Origin of the sequence: Pectobacterium aquaticum, from assembly GCF_003382565.3 — a bacterium.
Classification (GTDB): Bacteria; Pseudomonadota; Gammaproteobacteria; order Enterobacterales; family Enterobacteriaceae; genus Pectobacterium; species Pectobacterium aquaticum.
Map to the genome: position 1 here is coordinate 691,069 of NZ_CP086253.1, position 24,898 is coordinate 715,966.

Here is a 24,898-nt window from a genome sequence, read left to right on the forward strand (position 1 = left end):
CGCTCCTCTTTTCAGGAATAAAAAGATTATGCAATTAACCCCAAGAGCCGAGGCGCTACTGCGCAAATATGCCGCAGGTCTGGCAACGGCTAACGGCCAGGTGGACACGTCGCGATTTTTCTCGCTGACGAATCCAAAGGAAACCCAGCTACGCAATGCGTTACTGCAAAGTTCCGAATTCCTGAGCCTGTTGCCGAACGTACTGGATGTCGATCAGATAACCGGTCAGGTGGTGACCACGGGCAAGCCAGGTATTTACACCGGCCGTAAGAAAGACGGTCGGTTCACTCGCCCGCTGAGCGTGGGGGGGAACGAATACAAGCTGGTTGAAACGGATTCGGGTTCATATCTGCCGTATTCGCTTTTGGTTGTCTGGGCAAACTCGGGCAGCGAAGAAGAATTCTTTCAGCGCATCCAGGCGTTCAGTAATGAATCGTTCGCACTGGACATGTTGCGCGTGGCGTTTAACGGCATCAGCGTTGCAGACGATACCGATCCTGAAGAAAACCCGAACGGCGAAGACGTCAACATCGGCTGGCACCAGATTGTTAAAACGCGTAGCGCTGAGCAAATCATCGTTGACGACGTGACCATTGGCGGGGCCGGTGCCGACTTTATCGGTCTTGATGCGGCGGTTACCGACCTGGTGCATAACTGCATCTATGAGCCATTCCGCAACGATCCGCGCCTCATTGTGCTGGCCTCTGCTGACTTAATCGGTAATGACGCCACAACTATGATGAATCGGATTGATCGCCCGACTGAGAAGGTCGCCGCGCAACTGATTGGCCGTCAGATTGCGGGGCGTACCGTCTACACCCCGCCGTTTATGCCGGAAGGTCGCCTCGTCGTTACCACGCTGGATAACCTGCACTTGTATACCCAAGGTGGCACGCGTAAGCGTAAAGCCGAATGGAACGATGACCGTAAGCGCTTTGAAAACAATTATCTGCGCATGGAAGGTTACGGGGTCGAGCATGACGAGCTGTACGCGGCATTCGACAAAATCACCCTGGCAACAGGTGACGGCGGCGGTGAATAAAGATGGCCATGTCCCCGTGTCAACGCCATCGCGCTAGCGTGAAAACCGCCAAAGCGCTGGATAAACGTGAAGCACTGGCCGCATCGCCGGTCAGCTTCCATCTGCAAAAGCTGGAGCTGGAAAAAGATGTTGCCATGCTGCGCAGCCTGCCGCGAACAGAAGACCGCATTGAAATGAAACGCAATGTGCTTCTCCCGCGCTGGATGCCGAGCGTTGAAGCCTATCTGGCCGGTGATGCCCGCTTTGCAAATCCGGCGCTGGTTTACTGCGTGATCTGGTTGTTTGACACGGGGGAAATGGGCAGGGCATTGGACTGGGCCGATACGGCAATCCGTGAGAGCCAGGCGACGCCGGATAACTTCAAAAGCACGTTACCGGCATTTGTGGCTGACACGGTGCTGGAGTGGGCCACAGACGAAGCCGCCGCAGGGCACAGCATTGAACCGTATTTCAGCCGGACGTTTAACAACATCCGCGACAAGTGGCGGCTGCATGAGGACATCAACGCGAAATGGTTCAAGTTCGCGGGGCTGTATTTACTGCGTGATGAGAACGGCCAGCCGCGTGCAACGGCGGTTGATGATGTTGACACGCTGGAACAGGCGGATGTGCTGCTGGAACAGGCTGAGAAATTTAACCGGCACGCGGGTGTGGGCACCATCCGTAAAAAGATTACGGCCCGTATTCGGATGCTAACTGAAAAGTAACGACTACCGGCAAGCCGGGGCGGGCGCGAGGGAGGCTGAAAACTCGCAAGGTTTTCAGGCCGTGGATCTCGGTCTGCCCGCCGTCCCTGCTTGCATTGATGAGGTGTGACATGGCTGTGCCATCCCTGGGGTTTAGCGGAAAACCGATTGATTATCAGGATGAACCCATCGTTAACGGTGTGGCGTTCTGGCCCGATCTCAATCTGGGGGAGTTTCAGCGCTCACGCACTATTCCGCCCGATCTGCCCGCGTCTACGGCGACACAGGCGCTATTGGCGGCGGTCGCAGAGGTGAACGATAACCTCGGTGATGTGGTGATTTACTGGCGTGAACGGGGGCATGAGCAGGCCATTGATGTGCCAGGCGCACGGGCAGGGAATGAAAATCAACTGACCGCGCAATACAAAAAGGCGATTTATGCCCGCGCGAAAGCCGATTTACTGGGCGAATTCGCCAGCATTGGTAGACGAGAAACGCACCCAGGGCAGGAAAGCGCCGAAACGCGCGACATTTTGCTAGCAGAAGCGGCCGTTGTGCTGCGAAACATGCAGCGTTATCCGCGTGTTGGGGTGCATCTGATATGAGCCAGATTGAGAGTCTGACCGCGTTTTTAACGCAGAACCTGCCCGAGCGGGTTATGCACCAGTTTGAAAGTGCGCTGGACAATGCGGAGTTAATCCCATCACCCAAAGCGCTGGGGCTGGAGCAGCGCCGGATAGGGGTGTTTCGTTATCAGGCGATATTGAACTGGGGATCGTTCCCGTATCGGATTTGCGCGCCTGCGCAGGTTTACGCGCTGGTACTGGCATGGCTGGCTGACAGCCGCAACGCGCTGTATGACGAGTTGGAGTTATCACCACCCAGCGTTGACATTGAATTCGATGAGGAACTGTCGTCCCCGCTGGAAATCGTCGTCGAGCTGGCTGACAGCATCAACATCCGGCCAAGCGACACGGGTGATATTCCGTTCGGCGGCAAACGTTGGGAGCTGGCCGATCCCGAATTATGGACGGCGTTAAGCGGGGCGTTGTATGCCGCAGACGCCAGCGGCGCACCGCTGTAATGGCGCTGTCTGTTCAAGGCGGGTTGCCGCAGCGACAGTTACGGCAATTGCGTGCCGCGCTGGCATCACTGGAGCTGCCACCCAAAAAGCGCCAGCGGTTGCTGTGGCGTATTGCCAAGTTGGGGGTCATTGTCGCGGCCAAGCGCAATCAGCGTAACCAAACCAGCCCAGACGGTGAGCCGTGGGCACCGAGAAAGTCGAAACGTCGCGGCAAAATGTTGCGTCAGTTGCCGAAGTTGCTGCATGTGCGCGAAATGCCAGAAATTGGCGCAGTGCGTATTTATTTGCAAGGTGGTGGATACCGTAACGGGGAAACGCCTGTACCCGCTGGGGTTGTGGGATATAGCCAGCAAAACGGCATGGACATTACTGTCAATCGCAGGCAGGCCAGGCAGCAACAAAAGAACACGCAAAGTAGTGGAGGTGCGGATCCGCCATCGGCAACAGATCGACAGGCTAAGCGATTACGCGCACTGGGTTACAAAATGCGCAAGGGGAATCGGTATGTCAAAGCGAGCAGCAAATACATTACCGACACCCTGAACATGGCGCAGGCGGGGTTACTGATAAGAAAACTCCGTGGCGAGCCAGCGAAAACGACCTGGACAATAGATATTCCCTCGCGTGTGTTTTTGGGCGTGAGCGATGACGAATTTAACAAAATTTTGGCGCGTCAGTTGCAGGCCATCGGGTTTGGCTGGGACGTCAACGCACAGGATCGAGGGGGATAAATGACCTGGCCTACTATCACAATAAATCAGCTCAATCAGCTTCAGGGCGAAACGAAAGAGATCGAGCGGGTTGTGCTGTTTGTTGGCCGCGCGGTGGGGGATGCGATCCCTGTCACGCCGGTAAACACTCAGAGCAATCTGGATAGCCTGCTGGGCGCTGACGACTCAACGCTAAAGCGTTGTGTTGAGGCGGCGCGGCTGAACGCAGGGCAGAACTGGAGCGCGTTTGTCGTTTCTATTTCTGACGACGAGCTGGACGAGCTGCCCGCCGCCGAGGTTGCCAAAATCTGGGTGAAACGGGTGGAAAGTGCGCAGGCCGTCGCCAGCGTTGAAGGGGTTGTGCTAACGCTGGACACGACAAAAGCCACGATTGCCGCTGCTGCTAGCCTGCGTACCACGCTGATTTCAAAATATGGCCGCTGGGTCTGGTTCATTCTGTCCGTCAGTGGCCTGCAAGCGGATGAAACGTGGTCAGCGTACCTCGCACGTTTAGCCGATTTACAGCGCGGTGAAGCGGTGCCCTCGGTGCAACTGGTGCCGAATCTGTGGGGCAGTGAAGCGGGGGTATTGGCGGGGCGTCTGTGTAGCCGTGCTGTGACCGTCGCTGATAGCCCAGCGCGAGTGCGCACAGGGCCGTTAATCGGCATGGGCACCGTATTGCCCGTTGATAGTGATGATATTCCGCTAGAACTGGCGACCTTGCAGGCACTGGAGGCCATCCGCTACAGCGTCCCGATGTGGTATCCGGATTATGACGGTATTTACTGGGCTGACGGGAGAACGCTGGACGTTGAGGGCGGCGATTATCAGGTTATCGAACACCTGCGCATTGTGGACAAAATCGCGCGGCGTGTTCGTCTCCAGGCTATCGCAAAAATTGCCGACCGTTCAATGAATAGCACGCCAGGCAGCATCGCCGCACATCAGACGTTTTTTGCGCGTCACATGCGTGAAATGTCCCGCAGTAGCCAGATTAATAACGTCACGTTCCCAGGCGAGGTGCAATCCCCGCGCGAGGGGGATGTGGTGATCGCCTGGACGTCATCGGTTGCCGTGGCGGTGTATCTCACGGTGCGGCCTTACGGCAGTCCGAAATCAATCACAGTGGGCATCATGTTAGATGCCACGTTGGAGGCATAACGATGACACAGCGAATCGGCGGGCAGTCGTTTGATATTTCGCTAGGGACTGAACTGGTACACGTCAAGACCGCGACATTGGATATCACGGATAACACCGCCGTATCACAAACGCGCGGCATTCCAGACGGTTACGTTTCCGGTGATGTCGGCGCTGAAGGTGAAATGGAATTTGATACGAAGAATTTCAAAAAAATCACCGCGCTGGCCCGCGTAGCAGGCAGTTACCGCGCCATCCCGACCTCCGATATTTTGTTTTACGCCAACACTGGCGATGAGGAATTCAAGGTTGAGGCGTTCGGGTGCAAGTTGGTACTGACGGGGCCGGTTGCCTTCGATCCGAAGGGCGGGGAGACGGCGACGCATAAAGTGAAGTATCTGGTGACCAGCCCCGATTTTGTGCGTATCGACGGCGTGCCAGTACTGTCTGAAACGGATATTCGGGATCTCATTGGGTGAATTATGCAAAACGGTGAAACGTCATTTTTTACCAGTTTATTAGTTGTTGGCGCGGCTATCGGGTTGGGGAAGCTGCTGGTCAGTGAGGAACGGATCACGTTTCGCCTGTTAGTGGGCCGCATTATTTTAGGTTCGGCGGCGTCAATGGTCGCGGGTGTGGCCCTGATCCAGTTTCCTGAGCTGCCAGAACTGGCGGTGTTGGGATTGGCCTCGGCGCTGGGGATCGCAGGGTCAACGGCGATAGAGGCCATCATTGAACGCAAACTGAGAGCATCACGGGAGAATTCATGAGTTTAAGCGCAAAACAAGCCACGTTTACGGTCATGGTTGCACGCCTGATCACCTGGGCGGCAGAGAACGGCTATTCGCTGACGTTTGGCGAAGCCTATCGGACGCCGGAGCAAGCCGCTATCAATGCCAAATCGGGCGCAGGTATCAGTAACAGCCTGCACACCCAGCGTCTGGCCGTGGATTTTAATCTGTTTATTGATGGGGTGTATCAGTCGAAAACGGAAGCCTACATGCCGCTTGGCGAGTTTTGGGAGTCCATCGGCGGCGCATGGGGCGGGCGCTTTACCTCCCGTCCTGATGGCAACCATTTTAGCCTGGCGCACGGTGGCGTGCGCTGATGAAGCGGCTGCTGGCGTTAGCGGTGGTGGCATTTGTTGCGGGCTGGTATGTCAACAACTTGCAGCACGATAGCGAGGCGTTGCGCATCACCCGCGCGGCTAATGCCGCAGCCGATGGAACGCGTGCCAGGCTAGAGGACATCGCCGGTCAATCAGGGCGGGCGCTGGAGCAGAAATTACAGGAGCTACGCGCAAATGAGCACACACAAGATCGCGTCTTTCATACAGAAACCCTTAAGCCTGTTTTTCTTAATGTGTGTGCTAGCGATGAATACGTTCGGTTGTTCAACGACAGCGCAGAACAGGCCGAACGTGCCTTATCAGGCGAATTTGTTAACCCTTTGTCCGGTACAGTTCCCCCGCCTGGCGGGTAATACCGGTCAGGATTTTGACCAGGCGTTACGGGCGTACCGCGTGCTATATAGCGAATGCGCCGCCATACATAACCAACTGATAACTGACATTAATCAACGCAGAGAGATTGAACGATGAGCAAAGAAACCAACGTGATCACGCTGACCGTCAACGGTCGTGAACTGTCATTTGCGCCAACACTGGTGGCGTATAACAAGCTGTCAAACGAGGCCGCGCGTGACGGTGATGTGATCGGCACGATTGCCACCTACCTGAAACGTATTGTCACCCCTGAAACCCGCGACGCGCTGAATGAGTTGCTGCAACGACCAGGCATCGGCACGCAGATCGCTAAAAAAGTTAATGAAATTTACGCGCCAGAGGTGGAGATCGAAGTAAAGGGATAAGTGCGCTGATTGATGCCATCAGGGGCAATCAGCTTGAGCAGTATATGACGCTGCGGCGTCATTATCTGCCACATGACGACGACGACGCCATGAGTCTGGCCCGCGCGGCGTGGCTGGCTGAGTATTTTCACGAATGCCAGATTAACAGTACCGCCGCAGGTATCGCGTTTGCGTTCAACGGCAGCAGGGAATAACGATGAGAGAGCTGGGCTTTTTATTAAGTCTGAAAAACCAACTGAGTGCGCCGCTGGGACGGGCGCAGCAATCCGTTGAACAGTTTGCTAACCGCAGCGCGGAAGCGCTGGGCCGTGTGGCGATTGGCGCGGCGGGGTTGTGGGGCGTTGCTCAGAGCGTCAAAGGTTTGCTCGATCCCGCTAATGAAGTGAGAAAGGCGCTGGATGAATTATCAACCCGTAACGTCAGCACGCAATCGCTGGATAAAATTTACCAATCAGCTCAGGCATTCAGCACGGCTTACGGTAAGTCGGCGGCGGAGTTTGTCGCGTCTGCAACCGTCATTCGTAGTTCAGTCGCGGGAATAACGGACGACGAGCTACCCCGATATACCACAGGACTCAATACGCTGGCCGTGGCAACAAAATCCAGTGCTGAAGGTGCCGCCAGTTACATGAATGACATGGCGAGTAACTTCAGTACCGTGGCAACGCGAATGGGCAATATTCCGTTTGCTGAAATGATGGCGTCAAAAGGGGCGTACATGGTGCAGAACTTTGGCACCAGTCTGGACGAACTCAAGGAGTTAGTGAAGTCCAGCAAGGGCACGGGCACCCAGATGGGTGTCGGCATGGATGAACAATTTGCCGTCATGGGGATGCTGAAGCAGACAAAAGGCACGGAAGCGGGCGGGATTTATGATGCGTTTCTGAAATCAGCGGTGGAAGGTGGGAAACAGCTCGGTCTGAGTTTCACCGATGCGCAAGGCAAGATGTTGCAATTCCCCGATATTCTGCAAAAGCTCCAGGGCAAATTTGGCAGCTCGATCGAGGGGAACATCAAAGCGCAGGCAGCGTTAAACAAGGCGTTTGGCGACGGTGCGCAGGCATTAACGGCGACGTGGGGCCAGGCGGATAAATTGCGTCAGCATATGCGTGATATGGGCAATACGCAGGGGCTTGATCGTGCCACGGACATGGCGAAAAAAATGGCTGACATGTGGGAACGTCTCGATAAGGTCTGGGAGCGTATTCGGGTATCGATCGGGATGCGGTTGATCCCTGCTATTTCTCCCCTCGGCAATACCGTGATCGCCATCGGTGAAAAATTCGCTAAATGGCTGGATATGTTCCCGAATATCGCCCGTTGGTTGGGTTATGTGGCGCTCGGTACGCTGGCATTTGCGGCAGCGGGGGCGACGGCTAATATCGTGTTTGGCCTGTCCCGATTTATCTGGACGGGGCTGTTACCGCTCTGGTCGCTCGGTACGAAGTCCGTGGCGCTGGTCACGGGTAAATTAAACATTATGGCGGCGATCGGCACAAAGGCCACGACGGCAATGAACTGGCTGAAGTCATCATTTATCGTCACAAAAGTTGCCGCCTGGGCAGCGGCCATCGGTGTTAATGCGGTTATCTGGCCGATCCTCGCCATTATTGCTGCTATCGCGTTGGTTGTGGTCGCCGTCGTGAAGTTTTGGCATCCCATCAAGGCCTTTTTTAAAGGGTTTGTGAGTGGCTTTGGTGAGGCATCCGGCGCGCTTGCGCCACTGTCTCCACTGTTTGACCTGCTGGGAGCCGCGATCGGGATTGTCTGGCAAGGGGTGAAAGCCCTGTTTGGCTGGTTCACCGACTTGCTGACGCCGATTGCGTATTCCTCTGAAGAGCTGGCTGGCGTCACATCAGCTGGTGAGGCGTTCGGACGTATTGTTGCGGAGGCTATCGGCTGGATCCTGGCTCCCATCGGTTGGGTGATTGAGGCGTGCCGTGTGCTGGATGGTGTTTTTTCTGACCTCTGGTCATCGATCCAGCGTGGGTGGGAAATGGCCGTGAATTTTTTTGCGGGGCTATCCCCTGTTGCGGCCTTTAGCGGGTTTGTTGATTCGATAACCAATATTTTTAACGGGCTGTGGGCCTCGCTAATGGACTCGTTTACCCAGACCTACAACTTCATTGCTAAAGGGCTGAATTACCTGCCTGGCATCAATATTGACCTGAAGCCTACCACGGGCAGCGGATTGGCCGCGCCTGCTGGCGTCACTGCGCCAGCGATGCAGAACGGCGGGATTTCCAAAACCTTGCAGACAAATAATCAGAGTACAGCGAATACACGCAAAACAGAGATTGCCAGCGTGAATATCTATCCACCGAACGGCGCAACGTTTACCAGTATCGCAGAATCTCAGGAGCTGGCCGCAGGATGAGTGATGCACTGTATTTTGACCTGCTAATCACTGACGGTGATTTCACGCTGAATACCGGCAATGAACCGCAGTTGTGTAATAACCGCGTCAGCATTGCGCAGGATGTGGTTCACCGGCTGATTGAATCAGGGCTGGTTAAGCAACTGGTTGCTGAACGCAGTCCGGTATTGCGCAGTGACATCATGTTACGCATGGAACTGCTGACAGAAGAAGATACGCGCCTGGTGCCAGGGACGGTGGTTATCCGTGATAACGGTCGCGGGAATTATTTCATTGATGCTGAAACGTATGATTTCGGCCCGATCTCAGTGAGTGAATCATTATGAATAATCGCCCCAATCCCGACTATGAACGCATTCTGGCTGAACAGGGTATGCCTGTTACCGAGAAACAGATCCGTGCAGAGTTTGACGAGGTCGTTTCTGATGCGGGCATGATAACGAACACGTCCCGCATGTCCCCGTTCTGGCGATTAATCACGGCGATTGTTACTGCGCCGGTGATGTGGCTAAAGAATGCGCTGGTCAACACAGTGATGAAAAACCTGTATCTGGCGACGGCCAGCGGGGCGTTTGTTGATGTGTTCGCCTGGGCGGTCAATCTGGAGCGCAAGGGGGCCGTGGGGGCGCGTGGGGTGATTACGTTCACTAAGTTCGATCCCGATATAACCGCCGTTGTGCCTGCGGGAACCCAAATCCAGACGGAACGTATCAACGGCACCGTCTACAGACTGACAACAGACGCTGATTTTACTATCGATGCGGGCGTCAGAAGTGCCCCGATTCCCGTGACGGCCACGCTTGCCGGTAGCGGGCATAACCTCGCACCAGGCTACTACCGAATTTTACCCGTTGGTGTAGACAATATTGAACATATTGTTAACGACGATGACTGGCTGACCGCGCCAGGGGCGGATGTTGAATCTGATGACGAGCTGCGTGACCGCGTGCGCAATCAGTTTAATTTGCCTGGGCAATATCACATTGATGCCGTTTATCGCGGCGCGATTGCGCAGATTGCAGGGCTGACAACTGACCGCATCTTTTTTCAACATGATGCGCCACGCGGGCCAGGTACAGCCAATGTCTTTTTGTTGCTGGATTCCGGCGTTGCCAGCCAGCCGTTTATCGATACCGTCAATGATTATGTGATGGCGCAAGGGCACCACGGGCACGGTGATGATGTGCTGTGCCTGCCCCTGCCGGAGTTTGACGTAACGCTCGATGTTACGGTTTACCTGAAAAATTATGAAAACTTCACGATTCAGGAATTGCAGGCGTTACGCGTTAACGTGCTGGATCTGATCCGCTGTGCATTTCGCCAAAACACCGATTATGACGTGAAAAAGACATGGCCCTATTCCCGTTTTTCCTTCTCAAACTTGGCAGGGGAATGTCATCAGTATTTTCCTGTAATCGAGTCAATCACTTTCAGTGAGTCAGACATTGTCAGTGAGCTGAGCATTCCGCGCCTGTCGGGTGTCAGCGTGGTATTTAAAAATGTCTGAGTTTAAAACGTGGCTGGATAGTCAGACGTTACCGCCGTGGATGGACAACGGGGAACCGCTCAAGCTGTTTACGGCCGTTAAACAATTTTGGCTGAAAACCTATGGCTGGATGCAATTTCCCTTGCAACAGTTTGACGCTGAAACCTGTGACGTGGCGCTACTGGATGCGATGGCGTACCAGCGCGATATCCAGCGGTTTAACGGGGAGCCGTTGGCGCTCTACCGCAAGCGGGTGAAATTCGCGTTTATCAACGCGGTTGATGCGGGCAGCGTTGCAGGGTTCATCAACATCTTCAAGCGGCTGGATGTCGGGGATGTGACGCTGTCCGAGCGGCAGCCCGCGCATGATTGGGATGTTGTCCTGGTGCAACTGAATGACGAGCAGCTCGGCACCTATAACACGTTGATGATGGATTTGATCCGTCAGTATGGCCGTACGTGCCGACGCTACTATTTTGATGTACAGAACATGGATACATCCCGCATTCGTGCCGCAGAGTTCAGTCATGACACCGCGTATTACGCCGCCGATGTTGACATTGTTCATGGGCTGGTCGAAGGGCGAATCCCAGCAAACGCCCCCGCGTTCACATCATCAACCGAATATTATACCGCCAGTCAGTGAGGTTTTATGGCACAGAGTATTGTTACCCGTGCATTTGAAGCATGGAACGTAAAAAAAGTGCTGGATGGGCAACCCGCCGTTCCCGACCAGATCGTTTTCGCCCTGAACCCTAATCAGGACGAGAATCAGGCGGTGAGCCGTGATGAAGGAATGCCCGCCGCTGCGGCAATCAAACACCGCGCCGCTATCACGCAATCAGGTGTACTCAATACTAACGCGGTGGTCTATTCCGTTGTGTTAGACACAGCGATCGGCGATTGGGATTACAACTGGATAGGACTCGTCGATAGCAAAACCAATACCGTGTTGATGATCGTCCACGTTCGCACCCAGCAAAAAATCAAAACGCAGAACGGCAGGCAGGGCAATAGCTTAACGCGCAATCTTGCTATGCAGTTCGATGGGGCGGCGGCGGCGACACAAATCAACGTATCGGCAGCAACGTGGCAGATTGATTTTTCTGCGCGGTTGTTCGGGATGGATGAAGCGCATCGGCTGGCCATGTTGGATTACTACGGTGCGGCGGCGTTTCTCAATGACGGGTTCCGTGTGTCACTGGCTAACGGTGTGGCCACGGTGATGGCGGGGATCGGGTATGTGGGCGGGTTACGGGCGCAGTTGGATGCGCCGGCAATGCTCAACGTATCGGCTAATACATCTGTCTGGCTGGACGTCAGCAGGCAGGGAACTGTAACGGGCGCATGGGAAAACCGTATCAAGTTTACTGCCGCTTCGCCCATTACAAGATTCAACAATTACACGGACGATGCAGGCTACGCGCACTATGTTACTAAACTGGCTGCTATCGTCAGTGGTCAGTTAACTGATAATCGTCCACTTTCTCCGATTGCCGATCTTGATAGTCGCTTTATTCTTAAAGACCAAAACGGCGCAGACATCCCAAATAAGCCGCTATTTCGGGAAAACGCGGGCATTACTGCGTTACTAAATGAAAAGGCGAACAGCAGCACCGTGTTGTTGCTAAAAGGGCCGATCGGCGCCAGCGATTTGGATACACTGGCGGGACAGAATTACCAGGGACGCTGGACGCAGGGAGATACAGCTAACGCGACAATCGCAAGACATTATCCAATTGTTTCTGCTGGTTCTCTCGACGTCATTTATAACGCCGTGGCTGGGTATGGCACTGTTCAGATATATACAACGCATATATCAAACAGAATATTTGTAAGAAGCAAACCACTAACTACAGATCCTTGGTCTGACTGGGTTGAGGTTTGGACAAGTGCAAATCTACCTAACCCGATGACAACTGACACAGCGCAAACAATAACGAACGCAAAATCATTTAAATCTGGACAGCAGCCCCTGCGGCTTCTGGCAGACGTGGAAGGTGCACCAATATTCATACCATTTTTTGACTCAAATGGGACAACAAGAAAGGGCTTGGTCGGTCGAGGTTCAGCTAACAACAGTATCCAGATACTAAATGACGTCACAGCAGCAGGCATTATACTAGCCCCTAACGGCAACATTAATCTGTCAACATCGGGGGCGGGCATTGTTAACTGGAATGGTCAGCAGGTCTTAATGTCTGGCAATGCGCAGACAATCGCAGGGATAAAAACATTTACAGCAAACCCAAGCATCGCGCGCGCTGGATTTCCGGGGATAGAATTTACAAATTCGTCTGTAGCCGCGAATGCGGTTGGGCGATACAAGCTTTTGACGTCCCCCACAGCCACGCTGATGCAAATATACAGCCGCGTTGATAGCGAAACAACGACAGGGCAAACAGTAATATCAATACCAACTGCGTCAACTGGAACCGCTCTAGTAACAGGAAATAACGCAGTGGCAGATGCTAACGGTTCGTGGGTTATGCCTGGTAGCGCTGGTTCAGTATCTATTAACGACCTAGCGGGCATCCCCCTGCCATTCCCAGCGGCCGTCGCGCCATCTGGCTGGCTCAAATGCAACGGGCAATCATTTGATAAAACCCTGTATCCGGTTTTAGCGTCCCGATACCCATCCGGCGTATTGCCCGATTTGCGCGGCGAGTTCGTCCGTGGCTGGGATGATGGGCGGGGCGCTGATGCTGGGCGTGCGTTGCTGTCAGCGCAGGGCGACGCAATTAGAAACATCACAGGTAGCCTGTTTTATGGTTATGACGCAGATGTAGCGATAAAAAAAGCGAATTCATCAACAAGTGCGATGTATTACGATACTAGTGAAAAACTGCATGATACTGATAATTATATGAGTGTTGTGGATAGTCCAACAATGAACGCGTGGTATCCAGCTAAATTGGACGCGTCACGCGTCGTACCCACAGCTAACGAAAACCGCCCCCGTAACATTGCATTTAACTACATTGTGAGAGCAGCATAATGAGCAACTATTCAACACAAATCACTAACGCAGAACTGAACGAACGTGGGCTGGCTATCAATTCCGGCTGGATTACCGTTTATCACGTTAACCCTGCAACACGCGAATATCAGTCAGCGAGTTACGAGTACGTCATGCAAGGCATTGGACTGCCTGCTGACAGCTACGCAGACGAACCCGAATTGCCGCCTGTCGGCAAAGCCCTGCGCCGTTCCACTGATGGCACATCGTGGGAGCAAGTGCCGGACTATCGCGGCCAGACGGTCTACAGTACGGAAACACGACAGCCGCAGACTGTTAGCCAGTTCGGCGAACTGCCGGATAACGTCACGCTGCTGAAACCATCCACTGAGTTTGATGTCTGGAATGGGAAAAAGTGGGTGATCGATAAAGATGCGCAAGCCGCAGCCGCGCTCAAGGTTGCACAGCAAGAGTTGGCCACCCGTCGCGCTTCTGCAACGTCACGCATCAATGAATTGACCTATGCCATTGATCTGGACATTGCGACAGATGAAGAAAAAGCCGCGCTGACTGAATGGCAGACCTACGCGGTGTTACTGAGCCGTATCGATGTGAACGCGGTGAAAATCGACTGGCCGGAGGCCCCACAGTAATGTGGCATGAAAAACGCCTCGCCATTCCTGCGAACATGCGCCCGATCACGTGCTCGACAGTGATCGTCCATCCGTGGACGTTTGGTGTCGGGCACGCGGTGGAATCCGGTGTTTTTCTCAGTCCGCCCAATGCCGTTAACGCACTGGCGGGAAAGCTGACGGGCGCGCCTGCTAATCATGATGTCGTGATATTCATGATAACCGCGACCACGAACGAGCAGTTTATTACGTTGTTAACTGCCGCCGCTGCCGTGTTCCCGTTGCCTGAGTTAACGCAGGTTCAGCGCCGCGCTCGTTCGGCATTGAGTCTGGCCGTAACGAAAATGCAGCGTCCCACGATGGCAGGCAGTTTGCCCGCTGCCGCGCCGCTGTCATTCAGTACGGCCAGACAGGCATCATCCGCGCAGGCGATGCAACAGGCTATCAGCCAGACGGGCGGGGCTGGGATGGCGGATATCGCCAACGCGTTGGCAGGGTTTGCTGTCCAGCGCCAGGCATTGTTGGCTGCGGCGGGCGAGACACTACAACAGTTACAGGGGGCGTCCGTGCCGATTTGGGCACTGTCAGTCAACAACAGTATCGAAACGGCACTATTGGACATGCGGGAAAATATCCCCAACCCTGATGCCGTGTTGACGCTGTGCATGATGTTTGTGGGTGAGGATTTAGGGCCGCTGCGTGAAATGGTGACAGAACGATGAATCAGATTATTGTGCTGGCGTTGGATGGTGAGGCGATTTTGCTAAAAAATATTCTGGTGTCGCCGTCAATGCAAATTCAGGATAAAGACCAGAGCGGGCAGGCCAGCAGCACAGCCAGCGCAGAGCAGGGGATTAAGGGCAAGGAACTGCGGGTTTCCGGCCTGATCCCGTTTGCGGAGAAAACACAGCTTACCCGCCTGTTTGCACTGGCTGAGGCAAAGAGCGCGGACGGCAGCATGAAACGTTATCGTGTGGCGAATGAAGTTGCCCAGGCGATAAAATTCAGAGAGGCAACCTTTTCCGGCGCAGTCGATGCCGCGCCGCAGACTGACAAAATGGCCTGGCTGGTCAATTTCACGCTAAAAGAATTTTTCAGCGTCGCAGAGCGCAAGGCGGCGCAGGCCAGCGCGAAGGGCGGGATGGGGGCGACGGTTCAAACGGCCAGCGGTACGGGCAGCGCCGATGAGGGAGAAGAAAAGCTATCCTGGTTTGAATCCGTACTGAAGAAAATCGATAACAAGATTGGCCCCGCAGAGGAACAGACATGAAACCGATCATCGCATTGCGACTGGCTGGCGAGGATGTCCCTGTCAGTGGCTTAAATCTGGTGCTGGAGCTAAATAAATGCGGTCTGGGGTTTGTGACGGCACTGACCGATCGTGATGTGACGGGTGAGCTGGTTCGTTTGGATTTGGGGTATAACACCTCTGTATATCGCTGGTTTACCGGATTTGTTGAACGCTGTGCGCCTGCGGAGAACGGCGCACAGCGTCTGTTTATTCGTGAGCTGGTCGGGGTATTTGAGCGCCATTGGCCGATCTCGCTGCAACATCCCACGCTGCGTGATGTGATAGCACAGCTTGAATCCAGCACATCCATGCGGTTTTCATTGCCCGCCGCGCAATATGCCGATACGCCAATCCCGCATTTTACCCATTCCGGCAGCGGCTATCTGCTACTGGCTAATCTGGGGCGTGCGTTTGCCATTCCAGACTATACGTGGTTCCAGTTGCCGGATGGCGAGGTTTATATCGGCAGTTACGCGGATTCACGTTTTGCCAATACCCCCGTCGAGATCCCCCGTGAATTTTCTACCGCGGGCGGCGCGGGCAATACCCAGACATTACCGGTCATTCCTGCTATTCGGCCAGGGGTCATTGTGAACGATCGGCGCATTACGAAAGTGGCGATTGATAATGATGAAATGTCGCTGACGTGGACACCGCTGAACGCCAGCGGCCAGCCCGCACAGAAGCCGCCCGCGCAACGCCAGATAGAACAGTATTACCCTGAGCTGGGGGCCGGATTGCACTTACCGCGCCTGGCGCGTGTGATGAGTGCGAATGACAGCGCCGCGCTAGGCGACCAGTCCGATCCGTTTCGTCCCCGTTACGCGGTTAATCTGCAATTGCTGGATGAGAACGGCAACCCCGCCGCCGACACGCCTGAATACAATGCCGTGCCGCTGCCCGTTCCAATGGCGGGAGCCGAAGGGGGAATGTTTCAGTATCCGCCTGCGGGCGCGGTTGTTGAAATCGGATTCGCGGAGGGGAGGCCAGATAAACCGGTTATCAGACAGACCATGCAGGACGGCATGGCATTGCCGGATATTAAGCCAGGCGAGCAGCTCCAGCAGCAGCGTGCAGGTGTAAGCCAGCGTGTCACAACTGACGGCAGTTGGCAGCGGGAAACCGATCAAACTATTCAGGAGCGTAGCAGCCAGCGCCACATCACCAGCGATGCAGAAACCCGCACGACCACGACACGGACAATCACGGTCAACGGGACGGACACGATAACGGTACTCGGTACACATAAATTATTGGCTGGCGCGGTTGTGGCGTTGGCTGATGGGGATTACGCGATCGGCACATCGGCAAACATGCTGATCCGCAGCAGTAAAGACAGGAATGACTATGTCGGCCAGAACTACAATTCAGAGGTTGCTGGCGCATTAACAGAGCGTATCGCAGGTATTCGCCGCAGTGTAGCCGCACAACAGGAATTGATCGCGCCGTCGATAAGGTTGGGCAGCGATCAGTTAAATGTGCTCACGCTACTGACGGACACGCTGGACGTGCTGCATACGCTGGCGCAGCAGACGGCCAGTCACACGCATAACAACACTGGCGCACCGCTGAACGCTGGGGCGATTAACAACACCGGCCAACGCGCGACGGCGCTACGTGAGAAATACGGCCCCTTCATCGCCTGATACCCAGCGCATTTACTCCCTATCCTGTAAAACCGCGTCAATCACATTCTAAGCCCCGCGGGCCGTCATTAACGTGACGGCCTGTGTCATTTCATGAACGTTCAACCACCTGCCGCGCCGGAGTTCTCAGCCCGCATACGGAAGCGCCAGCGAGACGTAAACGGCGCTACACCGCACCCGCCTGCACGATTTGGATCATAAAAATTTTGCAAAAGAAATCTGGCGCAAACCATACCGCCAGCCCGCGCGGTGGCTGGGGTTCTGGCATCTGGGCGCTTTTGCACTCTGTGTAAGGTTTTGCAGCATTTTGCAAAATCAGGCGCATGACGCCCGCGTGATGAATTGAGTAATGCATTGTTTTAAAAGGATCGTTTGTGGTTTTCGTCACTCTGGCCGTGAACAAATTTAGCCGTTGTTATTTTTCCGAAAATGCGGGAAACCCAATGCTGGCGCGGCTTGCAGGGCGATAGTGTTGTTAGGGATGTTTGCAAAATATTGCACGAAAGGATCTGCAAAAGGATCGTTAAGGCTGCGGGGAAAAAGGTTTGCGGGCTGATGACGGAAAGTAGATTCAGGGCGTTCCGTGATGGTTCGCCAGACATGTTTAAATGCCGAGTTTACGGCGTGGGCTGTACAGCGTGTGATCTACAACGATGAACCCTTTTTCCAGCCATTGCGACACCTGGGCAGGTTGTACGCCGGTTAGTCGAGCAAACGAGGCTTGATTCCCGTTGTAGTATTTTTTGATGTAGTCGAGCAGTGGCATGGAACTATCCTTTTATCTATCTCAATTATCATATAGTAAAACACTATATGATTATTTAGATAAGAAAAAAGTTTGAGAAGGTTTCCCGCCTGTTTATGGGGGCAGTCTGAAAGCTCAGGGGACAAAAAGGGGACAGTGACCACAATTAACAAAAAAGCCACCTTGCGAAAGGTGGCTTAATCATATGATTTTAAAGCTAAAATTTGGTGGCCCCTGCTGGACTTGAACCAGCGACCAAGCGATTATGAGTCGCCTGCTCTAACCACTGAGCTAAGGGGCCGAATGGGCTGTGATTATACGGTAATGTGCGGGGGGAGGTCTATAGTCTATCTGCCGGGTGGTGGTTTTATACTCAAGATAGCTTGTTGTTATTCTTATCAGAATTTACGATGGCTGTAGTCAACGGAAGTAGGGAAAGACATGATTACCGATATTCTGGCCATGAATCTTCAGGTGGTTTTCTGCGGCATTAACCCCGGGCTGTCGACGGCCCATCACGGTTACCACTTCGCGAACCCCAGTAATCGCTTCTGGAAAGTGATTTATCAGGCAGGCTTTACGGAACGTTTGCTGGTACCCGCGGAAGAACAACATCTGCTGGATACCGGATGCGGCATCACCATGCTGGTGGAACGCCCAACGGTTGAAGCCACCGAGCTGGGGCGAGATGAGCTGCTGCAAGGCGGCAATGCGATTGTTGAGAAGATGACGCGCTATCAGCCGCGTGCGCTGGCGGTGTTAGGGAAGCAGGCGTTCAGTCAGGCGTTTGGTATCAAGAAAGTTTCCTGGGGACGTCAGGCGCTGTGTATTGGCGAAACGCAGGTTTGGGTACTGCCGAACCCTAGCGGGCTGAACCGTGCGACGCTGGAGTCGCTGGTGGCGTCGTATCAGGAACTGCATCAGGCGCTGCAAAATAAGGCGTGAAACCAATCTGAGCGTTTTTGGCGGGCAAAAAATAACCCCGGCGGACCGAGGTTATTTATCATGCAGTTATCTGAAGTGTGGATTAGCTTAGGAGTGAATTAATCATCCAGGAAGCTACGCAGCACTTCGGAACGGCTTGGGTGACGCAGTTTACGCAGCGCTTTCGCTTCGATCTGACGAATACGTTCACGCGTAACGTCAAACTGTTTGCCCACTTCTTCCAGCGTATGGTCGGTGTTCATATCGATACCGAAACGCATGCGCAGGACTTTCGCTTCACGTGCGGTCAAGCCAGCCAGTACGTCGTGTGTCGCAGAACGCAGGCTTTCCGACGTGGCGGAATCCAGCGGCAGCTCCAGCGTCGTATCTTCGATGAAATCGCCCAAATGTGAATCTTCATCATCACCAATCGGGGTTTCCATTGAAATCGGCTCTTTCGCGATTTTCAGCACTTTACGGATTTTGTCTTCCGGCATCAGCATACGCTCAGCCAGCTCTTCCGGCGTCGGCTCGCGACCCATTTCCTGCAACATCTGACGAGAGATACGGTTCAGTTTGTTGATCGTCTCAATCATGTGTACCGGAATACGGATGGTACGCGCCTGATCGGCGATAGAACGGGTGATCGCCTGACGGATCCACCAGGTCGCATAGGTCGAGAATTTGTAGCCACGGCGATATTCAAACTTATCTACCGCTTTCATCAGACCGATGTTGCCTTCCTGAATCAGGTCGAGGAACTGCAAACCACGGTTGGTGTATTTCTTCGCGATAGAAATAACCAGACGCAGGTTAGCTTCCACCATTTCTTTCTTGGCACGACGCGCTTTCGCTTCACCAATCGACATACGGCGGTTGATGTCTTTCACCTGCTCGATCGTCAGGCCAGTTTCTTCTTCGATCTGCTGCAGTTTTTGCAGGCTGCGGGTGACGTCTTCTTCAACATCATTCAGCTTTTCAGACCATGGCTTGCCCATGGCGACTGCTGCGGCAAACCAGGTGTTGTTGGTTTCATTGCCAGTGAACATCGTGACGAAATTTTTCTTCGGCATTTTGCACTGTTCAACACACAACTTAATGATCAAACGTTCCTGAGTACGAACGCGATCCATCATGGAACGCATGCTGTTAACCAGGAAATCAAACTGTTTTGGCACCAGACGGAACTGTTTGAAGACTTCTGACAGATTCAGGATTTCCTGTGCTGCCAATGCATGGCTACGGCCGTGAGCTTTGATAACCTGACGGGTCGTTTCATATTGCTCACGCAGCTCGGTGAACTTCTCACGTGCCAGCTCAGGATCGATGCTGTTGTCGTCCTCTTCTTCCTCTTCGTCTTCTTTTTCCTCATCGTCATCGTCCATTTCTTCGCTCGAAAGCTCGGAACCAACGTGAGTCGCGGTAGGCGCAATGTCCTCTTCCGCATTAGGATCGACGAAGCCAGTGATCAAGTCGGACAGGCGGCTTTCGCCCGCTTCGACGCGATCGTATTGTTCCAGCAGGTAAGTAATAGCTTCAGGATACTCGGCAACAGAGCACTGAACCTGGTTGATACCGTCTTCAATACGCTTGGCGATATCGATCTCGCCCTCACGCGTCAACAGCTCAACGGTACCCATTTCACGCATGTACATGCGAACCGGATCGGTGGTGCGACCAATTTCCGATTCGACACTGGATAGAACCTGCGCAGCAGCCTCTGCCGCATCTTCATCGGCATCATTGGTGTTTTCGGCCAGCAACAGATCGTCTGCATCCGGTGCTTCTTCCATCACCTGGATGCCCATGTCGTTAATCATCTGGATGATATCTTCGATCTGATCCGAGTCGATGATATCTTCCGGCAGATGGTCATTGACCTCAGCATAGGTCAGGTAGCCTTGCTCCTTACCACGGGTGACAAGCAGCTTCAGCTGTGACTGCGGGTTTTGCTCCATAAGACGGTATCCACACTTCAGAGTATTTGGGTTGGTGTCGGTCAGCGTAGTTCGCTAACAATAGCATTAGGGGTATTTTTCTTATCGCCGCGCCCCTGTAGCGGCTCTTTGCAGGGCTCAACCCTGCTATTTATCGGCAATTAAGCCTCTGTATCAGTGTTTTCTGGTCAACGCCAGTTGCAACGACCAAAGCTCTTTTTTTTCTTTGGCGTTGAGCCCATTCGGATTTGTCCTGTCACGGGCAATCAAAATTTCTAATCGCTGGTTCAATAACTGATCGTAGAGCTCTGCCAGACTAATTCTGAACTTCTCTTCGAGCTCTTCCTCTACGATCATATGGTTCCATACCGCGATGGTTTCAAGTTGTTTATAGTATTTGCTGTCGCGATATTGTTCTAACAGCAGAGCCATACTCATCCTCGGGCTGGCGTTACAGGTTTTCACCAAGTCCTGAAACAGCGATAAGCCTGGGACTTTGTCTTGCTCAACACCTTCCAACGCAAGGTCAGGCACCTCTGCTGCCAGTCTTGGGTTTTGCACTAAGAGTCCTATAAGTATACGCATAGTTGTGACTTTTAGTTGCGGCGTCTGGTAAGACTGCTCCAGCTCTGCCGCTTTGGGCAGCAGCCGATCCAACTGGCTGTCGTCCAAAATACCCAGCTTGTTGCCAAGCTGCTGGCGTAAGTAAAGCCGCTGTGTTTCTCCCGGCACCTGGCCAATCAATGGCATAGCGAGAATACCGAGTTTGGTTCGACCGTCAGCAGAACTCATATCCACCTGCTGTTGCAGCGTCTCAAACAGAAACTGCGACAGCGGCAATGCTTGTACCATACGCTGCTCAAAGGCGGCTTTGCCTTCTTTACGTACCAGCGTGTCGGGATCTTCACCGTCTGGCAGGAACATAAAACGTAGCTGGCGACCATCGTTCAAATAGGGTAGCGCAGTTTCCAGCGCGCGCCATGCCGCTTCACGTCCGGCACGGTCTCCGTCGTAACAACATACCACCTGGTCTGTGGCGCGGAAGAGTAACTGAATGTGTTCAGCTGTGGTGGAAGTACCCAGCGATGCCACCGCATAATCAATACCAAACTGCGCCAGCGCCACCACATCCATATAACCTTCAACAACCAAGAGTCGTTTGAGATCTTTATGGCTTTGCTGTGCTTCATACAGGCCGTACAACTGGCGACCTTTATGGAAAATGCCCGTTTCTGGTGAGTTCAGATACTTCGGCGTATCGTTACCTAACACACGTCCGCCGAAGGCAATCACTCTTCCCCGTTTGTCACGGATGGGGAACATCACTCGCTCGCGAAAGCGGTCGTATGTTCTGCCCTGATCGTTAGTCACCAGCATGCCGGCATCGTTCAATACGTTGCGATCGCTACCTTCACCAAACCGCTTGAGAACGTTATCCCAGCCGGATGGGGCGAAGCCAATTGCAAAATGGCTGATCACCTCTGCACTTAAACCACGCTGTTGCAGATACTGCAATGCAGGAACTCCGACGGAATGTTGCAGCGCTTGCTGATAAAACTCGCTGATGTGTCCCATCAGCTCGTACTGATTATGTCGTTGGTGAATTTCTTGCTTAGTTGGACCTGTGCCGGTTTCATAAGGCACTTCTAGGCCATGCATCGTAGCCAGTTCTTCAATGGTTTCAACGAATTCGAGACGATCGTAATTCATCAAAAAGTCAATGGCGGAACCGTGTGCGCCACAGCCAAAACAGTGATAGAACTGTTTGTCACCGTTTACGGTGAATGAGGGGGTTTTTTCGTGATGGAACGGACAGCACGCATGGTAGTTTTTGCCCTGCTTTTTCAGTTTGACGCGCGCGTCAATGAGATCGACGATGTCGGTGCGAGCAAGCAGGTCATTAATAAATACGCGTGGGATTCGTCCAGCCATAAGCCCCTAGTGTATACCCTTCTGTAAGGTGGTTACATTGGATATAGCTTATAAACGACAACAAGCCGCGCTTCCTTTCGGAAAGCACGGCCTTACGTATGCAACTGCTAAGTCTGCGGATTAATCACGCGTTGGAGGGAAACCCTCCTGAAAATTAATACAGACGAGTGCGGCGTGCGTTTTCTCGAGCCAATTTCTTCGCGTGACGTTTCACTGCAGAAGCTTTAGCGCGCTTGCGTTCAGTCGTTGGTTTTTCATAAAACTCACGACGACGAACTTCAGCCAGAACGCCTGCTTTTTCACAGGAACGTTTGAAGCGACGCAGAGCTACGTCGAACGGCTCGTTTTCACGTACTTTAATTACCGGCATGTGCCTCTCACCTCAATAAATTCGGTTTGCCGCTGGCCTTGTGCCAGCCTTTTCAAAATGGTGCGGAATTCTACTGCAAACGTGACGCCTTTGTAAAGCATTGCGGTGATCATAAAACACCCAACCGCGGCCAGCGCAGAAATCAGGTCGCTTATGGTAGACTATCCGCAGTTTGAAGCAAGCGGCATTTAACGAATGCTTGTATCGTCATAAAAGTAGGAACAGCAATGCGCGTATTGGGTATCGAAACATCCTGTGATGAAACCGGAGTAGCTATTTATGACACGGAAGCTGGTTTGCTCGCCAATCAGCTATACAGTCAGGTCAAATTACATGCTGATTACGGTGGTGTAGTGCCTGAGCTCGCCTCACGCGATCACGTGCGTAAAACGGTTCCGTTGATTCAGGCGGCGCTGTGTGAAGCTGGGCTACAGGCTGACGATATCGATGGTGTGGCTTACACCGCTGGCCCAGGCTTGGTCGGCGCGCTATTGGTGGGTGCGACTGTCGGCAGGTCGTTGGCATTCGCCTGGGGGGTACCGGCGATTCCTGTGCACCATATGGAAGGGCATTTGCTGGCGCCGATGCTGGAAGATAATCCACCTGCGTTTCCTTTCGTGGCGCTGCTGGTTTCTGGTGGTCATACGCAGCTCATCAGCGTGACAGGCATTGGTGAGTACCGTTTGCTGGGCGAGTCGATTGATGACGCGGCGGGTGAAGCGTTTGATAAAACGGCAAAGTTACTGGGATTAGATTATCCCGGCGGGCCAATGTTGTCGAAAATGGCGCAGGCGGGGAATTCCCAACGCTTTACGTTTCCGCGCCCGATGACAGACCGGCCGGGGTTGGATTTTAGCTTTTCTGGGCTAAAAACGTTTGCTGCCAATACGATTCGTAGCAACGGTGATGACGATCAAACGCGTGCCGATATTGCTCGTGCGTTTGAAGACGCCGTCGTAGATACGCTGGCGATAAAATGTCGTCGTGCGCTGGATGAGACGGGCTTTAAACGACTGGTCATGGCGGGGGGCGTGAGTGCAAACCGGACGCTGCGTCAGCGCTTAGGTGAAGTGATGGCGAAACGCGGTGGTGAAGTGTTTTATGCACGCCCCGAATTCTGTACAGATAACGGTGCGATGATTGCTTATGCGGGCAGTGTACGTCTGGTTCATGGCGCGAGCCAGACGCTAGGCGTATCCGTTCGGCCACGTTGGCCGTTGGCTGAATTGCCTGCGGTGTGAGTGTTCGAGTGATAACCACTACGTGTAGATAACTGCTCTACACGTAGTGAAGAAAGCGTAGCAAAAAGCGCATTACAGCTCTTGTTCGAATAGCACCAGAATCGCTTCGTAAAGCTGTTTGACGCTGAAGCCTCGTGCCGGGGTGGTAAAGATAGTATCATCCCCCGCGATGGTGCCGAGAATGCCTTCTGACTTACCTAATGAGTCCAGCAGGCGAGCAATGAGCTGCGCAGCGCCTGGGCTGGTATGGATCACGACGACGGCATCATTGTAATCCACGTCCAGTACAAGGTTCTTCAGCGGGCTGGACGTCGTCGGGACGCCAAGCTCGGCAGGGAGACAATACACCATCTCCATTTTGGCATTGCGTGTGCGCACGGCACCAAATTTCGTTAGCATGCGTGACACCTTGGATTGGTTGATGTTTTCAAATCCGTCGTCTTGCAATGCCTGAACAATTTCACTTTGAGAACTGAATTTCTCTTCCTTTAACAGCGCTTTGAACGCTTTAACGAGGTCTTCTTGTTTTGTCGAATTTCGCATTCTGCACCGGATTAATTGTTATGGTTAATCTTCCTATTATGCAGTTGTGTGAATTTTTATGCAATTAAATCGCGTATAATTCCAATCCATTTCACCAGATATGCGTTAGTCGCTGTTTTCAAAAAAAATCGACTCTCGGGTAGTCCGAAAAATGCGTCCTGCGTCACATAAAAGTAAATCAAATGTTATCAGAATGATGTTGTTTGGACGCCACCGATCGGTGTAATGTAGCGCACAGGTTAATTGCACGTGAATGAACACCGCGTTATAGCTCAATAGCTTAT

At 53.4% G+C, this 24,898-nt stretch carries 29 protein-coding genes and 1 tRNA gene; 23 read left to right on the plus strand and 7 right to left on the minus strand.

The features are described from left to right. Positions 1 to 28 precede the first annotated feature (28 nt). The 21 genes from DMB82_RS03265 (at position 29) to DMB82_RS03370 (ending at position 16,922) form a co-directional block, all read left to right on the plus strand. On the plus strand, positions 29 to 1,042 hold the full coding sequence (locus DMB82_RS03265) for a phage major capsid protein, P2 family (RefSeq protein ID WP_116164151.1): 1,014 nt from the start codon (positions 29 to 31) through the stop codon (positions 1,040 to 1,042). Positions 1,043 to 1,044: 2 nt separating this feature from the next. Further along, a complete protein-coding gene (gpM, locus tag DMB82_RS03270; RefSeq protein ID WP_116164153.1) occupies positions 1,045 to 1,749 on the plus strand; it encodes a phage terminase small subunit in 705 nt (234 codons plus the stop codon). A gap of 110 nt (positions 1,750 to 1,859) precedes the next feature. Then, positions 1,860 to 2,333: a head completion/stabilization protein gene (locus DMB82_RS03275; RefSeq protein ID WP_116164155.1), complete on the plus strand. Its 474-nt coding sequence runs from the start codon at positions 1,860 to 1,862 to the stop codon at positions 2,331 to 2,333. Next, a complete protein-coding gene (locus DMB82_RS03280; RefSeq protein WP_116164157.1) occupies positions 2,330 to 2,812 on the plus strand; it encodes a phage tail protein in 483 nt (160 codons plus the stop codon). The genes DMB82_RS03275 and DMB82_RS03280 overlap by 4 nt, the downstream gene beginning before the upstream one ends. A gap of 5 nt (positions 2,813 to 2,817) precedes the next feature. After that, entirely contained in the window at positions 2,818 to 3,543 is a 726-nt protein-coding gene (locus tag DMB82_RS03285) for a phage virion morphogenesis protein (RefSeq protein WP_116164252.1), read from the plus strand. Continuing rightward, complete coding sequence (locus DMB82_RS03290) at positions 3,544 to 4,683, plus strand: DUF2586 domain-containing protein (protein WP_116164159.1); 1,140 nt, start codon at positions 3,544 to 3,546, stop codon at positions 4,681 to 4,683. It abuts the gene before it with no gap. A 2-nt stretch (positions 4,684 to 4,685) separates the two neighbouring features. After that, a complete protein-coding gene (locus DMB82_RS03295; protein WP_116164161.1) occupies positions 4,686 to 5,141 on the plus strand; it encodes a phage protein in 456 nt (151 codons plus the stop codon). Between the two features lie 3 nt (positions 5,142 to 5,144). Further along, positions 5,145 to 5,432, plus strand: coding sequence for a phage holin family protein (locus DMB82_RS03300; protein ID WP_039275368.1), 288 nt, complete (start codon positions 5,145 to 5,147; stop codon positions 5,430 to 5,432). Next, entirely contained in the window at positions 5,429 to 5,770 is a 342-nt protein-coding gene (locus DMB82_RS03305; RefSeq protein ID WP_116164163.1) for a M15 family metallopeptidase, read from the plus strand. The genes DMB82_RS03300 and DMB82_RS03305 overlap by 4 nt, the downstream gene beginning before the upstream one ends. Beyond that, positions 5,770 to 6,144: a hypothetical protein gene (locus DMB82_RS03310; RefSeq protein WP_116164165.1), complete on the plus strand. Its 375-nt coding sequence runs from the start codon at positions 5,770 to 5,772 to the stop codon at positions 6,142 to 6,144. Before DMB82_RS03305 ends, DMB82_RS03310 begins: the two co-directional genes overlap by 1 nt. 114 nt (positions 6,145 to 6,258) lie before the next feature. Next, positions 6,259 to 6,531: a putative phage tail assembly chaperone gene (locus tag DMB82_RS03320; protein ID WP_116164169.1), complete on the plus strand. Its 273-nt coding sequence runs from the start codon at positions 6,259 to 6,261 to the stop codon at positions 6,529 to 6,531. A gap of 44 nt (positions 6,532 to 6,575) precedes the next feature. Further along, positions 6,576 to 6,725 carry a DUF6890 family protein gene (locus DMB82_RS03325; RefSeq protein WP_164671199.1) on the plus strand — a complete coding sequence of 50 codons (150 nt, stop codon included), beginning with the start codon at positions 6,576 to 6,578 and terminating at the stop codon, positions 6,723 to 6,725. Between the two features lie 2 nt (positions 6,726 to 6,727). Continuing rightward, entirely contained in the window at positions 6,728 to 8,908 is a 2,181-nt protein-coding gene (locus tag DMB82_RS03330; RefSeq protein WP_116164171.1) for a phage tail tape measure protein, read from the plus strand. Continuing rightward, positions 8,905 to 9,234, plus strand: coding sequence for a DUF2590 family protein (locus tag DMB82_RS03335; protein ID WP_039275378.1), 330 nt, complete (start codon positions 8,905 to 8,907; stop codon positions 9,232 to 9,234). The genes DMB82_RS03330 and DMB82_RS03335 overlap by 4 nt, the downstream gene beginning before the upstream one ends. Then, on the plus strand, positions 9,231 to 10,415 hold the full coding sequence (locus DMB82_RS03340) for a baseplate J/gp47 family protein (RefSeq protein WP_116164173.1): 1,185 nt from the start codon (positions 9,231 to 9,233) through the stop codon (positions 10,413 to 10,415). The genes DMB82_RS03335 and DMB82_RS03340 overlap by 4 nt, the downstream gene beginning before the upstream one ends. Further along, positions 10,408 to 11,040, plus strand: a complete 633-nt coding sequence (locus DMB82_RS03345; protein WP_116164175.1) for a hypothetical protein — start codon at positions 10,408 to 10,410, stop codon at positions 11,038 to 11,040. The genes DMB82_RS03340 and DMB82_RS03345 overlap by 8 nt, the downstream gene beginning before the upstream one ends. Before the next feature lie 6 nt (positions 11,041 to 11,046). Next, positions 11,047 to 13,392: a phage tail-collar fiber domain-containing protein gene (locus tag DMB82_RS03350; protein WP_116164177.1), complete on the plus strand. Its 2,346-nt coding sequence runs from the start codon at positions 11,047 to 11,049 to the stop codon at positions 13,390 to 13,392. Continuing rightward, positions 13,392 to 14,006, plus strand: a complete 615-nt coding sequence (locus tag DMB82_RS03355; RefSeq protein ID WP_116164179.1) for a tail fiber assembly protein — start codon at positions 13,392 to 13,394, stop codon at positions 14,004 to 14,006. Before DMB82_RS03350 ends, DMB82_RS03355 begins: the two co-directional genes overlap by 1 nt. After that, positions 14,006 to 14,707: a hypothetical protein gene (locus DMB82_RS03360; RefSeq protein ID WP_116164181.1), complete on the plus strand. Its 702-nt coding sequence runs from the start codon at positions 14,006 to 14,008 to the stop codon at positions 14,705 to 14,707. The genes DMB82_RS03355 and DMB82_RS03360 overlap by 1 nt, the downstream gene beginning before the upstream one ends. Beyond that, positions 14,704 to 15,255 carry a baseplate complex protein gene (locus DMB82_RS03365; protein WP_039275384.1) on the plus strand — a complete coding sequence of 184 codons (552 nt, stop codon included), beginning with the start codon at positions 14,704 to 14,706 and terminating at the stop codon, positions 15,253 to 15,255. Before DMB82_RS03360 ends, DMB82_RS03365 begins: the two co-directional genes overlap by 4 nt. Beyond that, entirely contained in the window at positions 15,252 to 16,922 is a 1,671-nt protein-coding gene (locus tag DMB82_RS03370; protein ID WP_116164183.1) for a hypothetical protein, read from the plus strand. The genes DMB82_RS03365 and DMB82_RS03370 overlap by 4 nt, the downstream gene beginning before the upstream one ends. A gap of 166 nt (positions 16,923 to 17,088) precedes the next feature. Here DMB82_RS03370 and DMB82_RS03375 read toward each other — a convergent pair whose 3' ends face one another. The 3 genes from DMB82_RS03375 to DMB82_RS03385 form a co-directional block, all read right to left on the minus strand. After that, positions 17,089 to 17,310: a hypothetical protein gene (locus DMB82_RS03375; protein WP_228400043.1), complete on the minus strand. Its 222-nt coding sequence runs from the start codon at positions 17,308 to 17,310 to the stop codon at positions 17,089 to 17,091. A gap of 216 nt (positions 17,311 to 17,526) precedes the next feature. Beyond that, a complete protein-coding gene (locus DMB82_RS03380) occupies positions 17,527 to 17,688 on the minus strand; it encodes a helix-turn-helix domain-containing protein (protein ID WP_145985148.1) in 162 nt (53 codons plus the stop codon). Positions 17,689 to 17,892: 204 nt separating this feature from the next. Then, positions 17,893 to 17,968 (minus strand) — tRNA-Ile (locus DMB82_RS03385). A gap of 140 nt (positions 17,969 to 18,108) precedes the next feature. Here DMB82_RS03385 and mug point away from each other — a divergent pair. Continuing rightward, positions 18,109 to 18,612, plus strand: a complete 504-nt coding sequence (mug, locus tag DMB82_RS03390) for a G/U mismatch-specific DNA glycosylase (RefSeq protein WP_116164185.1) — start codon at positions 18,109 to 18,111, stop codon at positions 18,610 to 18,612. 98 nt (positions 18,613 to 18,710) lie between these two features. On the opposite strand, the gene rpoD is transcribed toward mug, so the two are convergent. The 3 genes from rpoD to rpsU all read right to left on the minus strand — a co-directional run bounded on the left by rpoD (position 18,711) and on the right by rpsU (position 22,830). Further along, positions 18,711 to 20,549 carry an RNA polymerase sigma factor RpoD gene (gene rpoD, locus DMB82_RS03395; protein ID WP_102118093.1) on the minus strand — a complete coding sequence of 613 codons (1,839 nt, stop codon included), beginning with the start codon at positions 20,547 to 20,549 and terminating at the stop codon, positions 18,711 to 18,713. Between the two features lie 153 nt (positions 20,550 to 20,702). Next, positions 20,703 to 22,460 carry a DNA primase gene (gene dnaG / locus DMB82_RS03400; RefSeq protein WP_116155141.1) on the minus strand — a complete coding sequence of 586 codons (1,758 nt, stop codon included), beginning with the start codon at positions 22,458 to 22,460 and terminating at the stop codon, positions 20,703 to 20,705. A gap of 154 nt (positions 22,461 to 22,614) precedes the next feature. After that, positions 22,615 to 22,830 (minus strand): 30S ribosomal protein S21, encoded by a 216-nt coding sequence (gene rpsU, locus DMB82_RS03405; RefSeq protein WP_001144069.1) that lies wholly within the window; start codon positions 22,828 to 22,830, stop codon positions 22,615 to 22,617. 227 nt (positions 22,831 to 23,057) lie between these two features. On the opposite strand from rpsU, the gene tsaD reads away from it, so the two are divergent. Then, positions 23,058 to 24,071 carry a tRNA (adenosine(37)-N6)-threonylcarbamoyltransferase complex transferase subunit TsaD gene (tsaD, locus tag DMB82_RS03410; RefSeq protein ID WP_116164187.1) on the plus strand — a complete coding sequence of 338 codons (1,014 nt, stop codon included), beginning with the start codon at positions 23,058 to 23,060 and terminating at the stop codon, positions 24,069 to 24,071. A gap of 72 nt (positions 24,072 to 24,143) precedes the next feature. Here tsaD and argR read toward each other — a convergent pair whose 3' ends face one another. Further along, on the minus strand, positions 24,144 to 24,614 hold the full coding sequence (argR, locus tag DMB82_RS03415; protein ID WP_039274176.1) for a transcriptional regulator ArgR: 471 nt from the start codon (positions 24,612 to 24,614) through the stop codon (positions 24,144 to 24,146). Positions 24,615 to 24,898: the final 284 nt, after the last annotated feature.

Bases quoted from the DNA above. Each gene is read 5' to 3' on its own strand.
- DMB82_RS03265 (WP_116164151.1), top strand. From the start codon at position 29: ATGCAATTAACCCCAAGAGCCGAGGCGCTACTGCGCAAATATGCCGCA.
- gpM (WP_116164153.1), top strand. From the start codon at position 1,045: ATGGCCATGTCCCCGTGTCAACGCCATCGCGCTAGCGTGAAAACCGCC.
- DMB82_RS03275 (WP_116164155.1), top strand. From the start codon at position 1,860: ATGGCTGTGCCATCCCTGGGGTTTAGCGGAAAACCGATTGATTATCAG.
- DMB82_RS03280 (WP_116164157.1), top strand. From the start codon at position 2,330: ATGAGCCAGATTGAGAGTCTGACCGCGTTTTTAACGCAGAACCTGCCC.
- DMB82_RS03290 (WP_116164159.1), top strand. From the start codon at position 3,544: ATGACCTGGCCTACTATCACAATAAATCAGCTCAATCAGCTTCAGGGC.
- DMB82_RS03295 (WP_116164161.1), top strand. From the start codon at position 4,686: ATGACACAGCGAATCGGCGGGCAGTCGTTTGATATTTCGCTAGGGACT.
- DMB82_RS03300 (WP_039275368.1), top strand. From the start codon at position 5,145: ATGCAAAACGGTGAAACGTCATTTTTTACCAGTTTATTAGTTGTTGGC.
- DMB82_RS03305 (WP_116164163.1), top strand. From the start codon at position 5,429: ATGAGTTTAAGCGCAAAACAAGCCACGTTTACGGTCATGGTTGCACGC.
- DMB82_RS03310 (WP_116164165.1), top strand. From the start codon at position 5,770: ATGAAGCGGCTGCTGGCGTTAGCGGTGGTGGCATTTGTTGCGGGCTGG.
- DMB82_RS03320 (WP_116164169.1), top strand. From the start codon at position 6,259: ATGAGCAAAGAAACCAACGTGATCACGCTGACCGTCAACGGTCGTGAA.
- DMB82_RS03325 (WP_164671199.1), top strand. From the start codon at position 6,576: ATGACGCTGCGGCGTCATTATCTGCCACATGACGACGACGACGCCATG.
- DMB82_RS03330 (WP_116164171.1), top strand. From the start codon at position 6,728: ATGAGAGAGCTGGGCTTTTTATTAAGTCTGAAAAACCAACTGAGTGCG.
- DMB82_RS03335 (WP_039275378.1), top strand. From the start codon at position 8,905: ATGAGTGATGCACTGTATTTTGACCTGCTAATCACTGACGGTGATTTC.
- DMB82_RS03340 (WP_116164173.1), top strand. From the start codon at position 9,231: ATGAATAATCGCCCCAATCCCGACTATGAACGCATTCTGGCTGAACAG.
- DMB82_RS03345 (WP_116164175.1), top strand. From the start codon at position 10,408: ATGTCTGAGTTTAAAACGTGGCTGGATAGTCAGACGTTACCGCCGTGG.
- DMB82_RS03350 (WP_116164177.1), top strand. From the start codon at position 11,047: ATGGCACAGAGTATTGTTACCCGTGCATTTGAAGCATGGAACGTAAAA.
- DMB82_RS03355 (WP_116164179.1), top strand. From the start codon at position 13,392: ATGAGCAACTATTCAACACAAATCACTAACGCAGAACTGAACGAACGT.
- DMB82_RS03360 (WP_116164181.1), top strand. From the start codon at position 14,006: ATGTGGCATGAAAAACGCCTCGCCATTCCTGCGAACATGCGCCCGATC.
- DMB82_RS03365 (WP_039275384.1), top strand. From the start codon at position 14,704: ATGAATCAGATTATTGTGCTGGCGTTGGATGGTGAGGCGATTTTGCTA.
- DMB82_RS03370 (WP_116164183.1), top strand. From the start codon at position 15,252: ATGAAACCGATCATCGCATTGCGACTGGCTGGCGAGGATGTCCCTGTC.
- DMB82_RS03380 (WP_145985148.1), bottom strand. From the start codon at position 17,688: ATGCCACTGCTCGACTACATCAAAAAATACTACAACGGGAATCAAGCC.
- mug (WP_116164185.1), top strand. From the start codon at position 18,109: ATGATTACCGATATTCTGGCCATGAATCTTCAGGTGGTTTTCTGCGGC.
- rpoD (WP_102118093.1), bottom strand. From the start codon at position 20,549: ATGGAGCAAAACCCGCAGTCACAGCTGAAGCTGCTTGTCACCCGTGGT.
- dnaG (WP_116155141.1), bottom strand. From the start codon at position 22,460: ATGGCTGGACGAATCCCACGCGTATTTATTAATGACCTGCTTGCTCGC.
- rpsU (WP_001144069.1), bottom strand. From the start codon at position 22,830: ATGCCGGTAATTAAAGTACGTGAAAACGAGCCGTTCGACGTAGCTCTG.
- tsaD (WP_116164187.1), top strand. From the start codon at position 23,058: ATGCGCGTATTGGGTATCGAAACATCCTGTGATGAAACCGGAGTAGCT.
- argR (WP_039274176.1), bottom strand. From the start codon at position 24,614: ATGCGAAATTCGACAAAACAAGAAGACCTCGTTAAAGCGTTCAAAGCG.